5 protein-coding genes are annotated in these 4,046 nt (G+C 73.6%); all 5 read left to right on the top strand.

The features are described 5' to 3' along the window. Positions 1 to 88 precede the first annotated feature (88 nt). The 5 genes from ACFWA9_RS33460 to ACFWA9_RS33480 are packed head-to-tail and all read left to right on the top strand — an operon-like array spanning position 89 to position 3,570. Positions 89 to 1,117 (top strand): carbon-nitrogen hydrolase family protein, encoded by a 1,029-nt coding sequence (locus tag ACFWA9_RS33460; RefSeq protein WP_352291422.1) that lies wholly within the window; start codon positions 89 to 91, stop codon positions 1,115 to 1,117. Positions 1,118 to 1,121: 4 nt separating this feature from the next. Further along, on the top strand, positions 1,122 to 2,054 hold the full coding sequence (locus ACFWA9_RS33465; protein ID WP_352291423.1) for a carbon-nitrogen hydrolase family protein: 933 nt from the start codon (positions 1,122 to 1,124) through the stop codon (positions 2,052 to 2,054). A 6-nt stretch (positions 2,055 to 2,060) separates the two neighbouring features. Further along, a complete protein-coding gene (locus ACFWA9_RS33470) occupies positions 2,061 to 2,684 on the top strand; it encodes a hypothetical protein (RefSeq protein ID WP_329486356.1) in 624 nt (207 codons plus the stop codon). Continuing rightward, a complete protein-coding gene (locus ACFWA9_RS33475; protein WP_329486357.1) occupies positions 2,681 to 2,917 on the top strand; it encodes a ferredoxin in 237 nt (78 codons plus the stop codon). The genes ACFWA9_RS33470 and ACFWA9_RS33475 overlap by 4 nt, the downstream gene beginning before the upstream one ends. Beyond that, complete coding sequence (locus ACFWA9_RS33480) at positions 2,914 to 3,570, top strand: NADPH-dependent FMN reductase (RefSeq protein ID WP_380392322.1); 657 nt, start codon at positions 2,914 to 2,916, stop codon at positions 3,568 to 3,570. The genes ACFWA9_RS33475 and ACFWA9_RS33480 overlap by 4 nt, the downstream gene beginning before the upstream one ends. The last annotated feature ends 476 nt before the right edge of the window (positions 3,571 to 4,046 follow it).

Raw genomic sequence — 4,046 nt, forward strand, 5'->3', positions numbered from 1 at the left:
GTGCCCGCCGCCGCGGCGGGCACCCCACCCGGACCACCCCCGGACCACCCCGCCCGCGCCACCGCCCGTCCCCGGAAGGAGCACGACCATGCCCACCGCCGATCTTCGCCGGTACCGGGTCGGCGTCGTCCAGCTGTCCGTCGCCACCAACCGCCGTGCGGAGAACCTGGCGCGGGCCGAGAAGCTGGTGCGCGCCGCGGCCGACGACGACTGCCGGCTCGTCGTCCTGCCCGAGGTGTTCGCCACCGCGCTCAACCTGCCGAAGAGCCACGAGATCGCCGAGCCGGTGCCCGGGCCGCTCACCGAGTGGCTGGCCGGCCTGGCCCGCGAACTCGGCGTCTGGATCGCCGCCGGCGTGCTGGAGCGCGCCGGGGACGACGTGCACAGCACCGCCGTCCTGCTGGACGACACCGGGGAGCTCGTCGGCACCGCGCGGCGCACCATGGTCTACGACCTGGAGGCGCACTTCATCACGGGCCGCACCGGCGCCCGCGTCTTCCCGACCCCGCTCGGCCGGATCGGCTTCGCGCTCGGCTACGACGTGCAGTTCCCGGAGGTGCTGCGCGGCCTGTTCGCCGACTCGGCGGAGATCATCGTGGCCCCCTCCGTCCTGCTGCGGCCGTTCGCCGAGCCGGTGCGGCAGATGCTGCTCGCCCGGGCCGCCGAGAACTGCGCCTACGTGCTGTTCGCCAGCGCGACCGGCGAGAACACCCTCGCCGGGCTCACCTACATGGGCCGCAGCGCGATCCTGCGCAGCCCGCTGGCGATCGGCGCCTACTCGCGGGACTTCCGCAAGCAGCAGCCGGTGCTCGCCGAGGCCGACCGCGAGGAGGTGCTGCTGACCGCCGACCTGGACCTGCACGAGCTGCGCCGGATGCGCGAGGCGGCGCCGTTCGCCGCCGACTTCCGCCGCTCGCCGCTCGGCCTGGCGCTGACCGCCGCCACCCACCCGGACGGGCCGCTGCCCGACTGGGCCGCCGCGGCCCTCGCCCCGCACACCGCACCGCATGCCGCTTCGGACACCCCGGACGCCCCGACCCCGGAAGCCCCCGGCGCCCCGGCGGCCCCGGACACCTCGGCGGCCCCGGACACCTCGTTCGCCTCGGATGGAGCCTGACCAGATGACCGTCGAACGCTCGCTCGCCACCAGCCGGCCCCGGGTCGCGCTGATCCAGTCCTTCTGGGACCCGGACCCGGAAGTCAACCTGGCCCGTACCCTCGCCCTGCTGGACACCGTCCAGGACGTCGAACTGATCATCCTGCCGGAGTTCTTCCTCGGCCCGCCCTTCTACTTCCCCGGCCGCGCCCACCTCAAGGGCGTGATCGACCAGCCGGTACCGGGCCCGCTCTTCGACCAGCTCGCCGAGGTGGCCCGCACCAAGGGCTGCTACCTGCTCTGCGGCACCGTCGTGGAGCGGGAGGGCGACCGGTACTACAACACCTCCGTCCTGCTGGACGACCAGGGCCGGATCGCCGCCAAGGCCCGCAAGACCCACCGGTTCGCCGCCGAGATGGTCACCGTCTCGCCCAGCGACGAACTGGTCATCGTGGACACGCCGTTCGGCCGCCTGGGGATCTGCGTCTGCTCCGACTTCTGGATCCCCGAGGTGCCGCGGACGCTGGCGATGCGCGGCGCCGAGATCATCGCGGTGCCGGGGGCGGCGCTGCGCGGCAACATCCAGATCACCCGGCCGTGCATCCAGGCCAACTCCTCCTTCAACGTCTGCTACACCCTGCTGGCCAGCGCGGTCGGCGAGGTGACCGGCGAGCGCGCCGGACGGACCGTCACCATCTCGGTGGCCGGCCACAGCACCGTCGCCTCGCCCGAGCACCTGGTCGGCTCGCTGGACGAGGAGGAGGGCGTGCTGATCGCCGAGCTCGACCTGGACCGGGTGCGCGAACTGCGGGAGGTCGACCTGTCGTTCCGCAAGAGCCTCTACTTCTGCCTGCACGGCCGTCGGCCCGAGCTGTACCAGGACCTGCTGAAGCCGTACGCCGGCCACCAGGACCTGGAGACCCTCATCACGGACTACCTCACCGCCCGACGGAGCTGATTCGCCATGGCACCCAGCCTGCTGTACCCCGCCGCCGACCACCTGCCCACCGGTGCCGACCGCGAGCCCGCCCTGAAGGAGGTCCTCGACTGGGCCGACCGGGCGGCCGCCACCAACACCGCCGACGCACTGCTCGCCTTCTTCGGCCAGCCGCTGGACCCGCGCACCCTGCGGCTGACCGGCCTGCACCACGTCGCCGTCTACCTGGGCGACTACCGCACCGAGGAGGAGTACGAGGCCTGGCTGGAGACCGTCCGGTCCCACCCGGGACTCGGCCGGGTGTCCGCCGGCCCCTCGCACATCGCGCCCCGGGTGCACGGCACCCCCGGGCACTGGATCAACCTGACCACCGAACGCGGCACCGAGGTCGAGTTCTTCACCTGCCGCGCCTACGGGGCGTGGGCCGACGAGCCGCCGGAGCGCAAGCGGGCGCTGATGTCCCACCTCGGACTCAGCGTCGACACCCCGGACCACGTCCGCCGGGTGCTGGACTACCTGGCCGGCTTCGACAGCGTCGAGGTGCTGGCCTACGCCCCCGAGGACGAACTCGGCCACACCTACGGACACCTGCTGCGCACCGACACCGACCGGGTGCTGGAGCTGGTGCACGCCGGACGGAGCCAGGCATGAGTGGGTTCCCGGTACCGGCCCGGCTGCCGGAGAACGTGCCCGGGCGGTTCTACGTCAACGCGGAGTGCACCGACTGCGACACCTGCCGCTGCATCGCCCCGGACTCCTTCGTCCGCAACGACAAGGCCGGCTACACCTTCGTCGCCCGCCAGCCGGCCGACGAGGACGAGGAGGAGCTGGTGTACGAGGCGATGGACTGCTGCCCGGCCGACGCCATCTGCGAGGACGAGTGAGCCCCCGTCCGCCGGGGCCGAGGATCCTCGGCCTCGGCGGCTCGCTGCGCCCCGGCTCGACCAGCCAGCTGCTGCTGCGCCGCGCCCTCGCCGTCCTGGACGCCGACGGCTGCCGGACCTCCCTGCTGGACCTGCGCGAGCTGGACCTGCCGTTCTGCAACGGCGACAAGCAGGACCCGTGGCCGAGCCGCCCGGACGTCAAGCTGCTGCGCGAGGAGTTCCGCGCCGCCGACGGCGTCATCCTGGCCGGGCCGGAGTACCACGGGACCATCGGCGGGGCCCTGAAGAACGCCCTGGACCTGCTGGACTTCGAGCACGTCGAGGGGAAGGTCTTCGGGGCGATCTGCGCGCTCGGCGGGCGCAACAACTCCAACGCGCTCAACCACCTGCGCCTGGTGGCCCGCTGGTACCGGGCCTGGATGGTGCCCGAGCAGGTCGCCGTCCCGCAGGCCCGCGGCGCGCTGCCGGGCGGCGAGCCGGCCGATCCCGAGCTCGGGGCGCGGGTGGACGAGCTGGCCCGCAGCGTGGCCCGGGCGGCGGCGCTGCTGCGGCCCGGGGCGGGCGGTCCGGCCGCCGTCGGGTCGGTCCGGCCGGGACCGGCCGTCCCGGAAGAAGTTCCGAACGTGTCCAGGACAGTCAAACGCGGGAGCTGACCCGTTGGTAGCGTCACCCCTGTGAATAAGACGCACACATTGGGTGCGCATTTCCAGGGGGCCGGAGAATGGTTCCCGGTGCACCCCAGACCACTTCTCGTGATCAGTCTCCGCCATCCGTCCAACGGAACTCCGCGGGAGGCGACCTGGCTTCGCCTCACCGCCTTTCTGTTCAATCGCGGGATTTCCGACGACCGCACCGTCGGTATCGAAGTCCTGTACGACGATCCGGAGTCCACGGCGCCCGACCGGCGGCGTTTCGACGCCTGCCTGTCGGTGCCCCGGGACCGGGTCGCCGGGCTGTCCCTGCTCGATCCCCGCCGGGACAGCCTGGGCATCCGCGTGCTGCCCGTCCTGAGCGAACGGCTGATGCTCTGGCGGGGGGGGGGGGGGGGGGCCGGGCCCGCCCCCCCCCCCCCCCCCCCCCCCCCCCCCCCCCCCCCCCCCCCCCCCCCGCCCCCGCGCCCCCCCCCCCC

The organism is Kitasatospora sp. NPDC059973 (genome assembly GCF_042737525.1).
Classification (GTDB): Bacteria; Actinomycetota; Actinomycetes; order Streptomycetales; family Streptomycetaceae; genus Kitasatospora.

Bases quoted from the DNA above. Each gene is read 5' to 3' on its own strand.
- ACFWA9_RS33460 (WP_352291422.1), top strand. From the start codon at position 89: ATGCCCACCGCCGATCTTCGCCGGTACCGGGTCGGCGTCGTCCAGCTG.
- ACFWA9_RS33465 (WP_352291423.1), top strand. From the start codon at position 1,122: ATGACCGTCGAACGCTCGCTCGCCACCAGCCGGCCCCGGGTCGCGCTG.
- ACFWA9_RS33470 (WP_329486356.1), top strand. From the start codon at position 2,061: ATGGCACCCAGCCTGCTGTACCCCGCCGCCGACCACCTGCCCACCGGT.
- ACFWA9_RS33475 (WP_329486357.1), top strand. From the start codon at position 2,681: ATGAGTGGGTTCCCGGTACCGGCCCGGCTGCCGGAGAACGTGCCCGGG.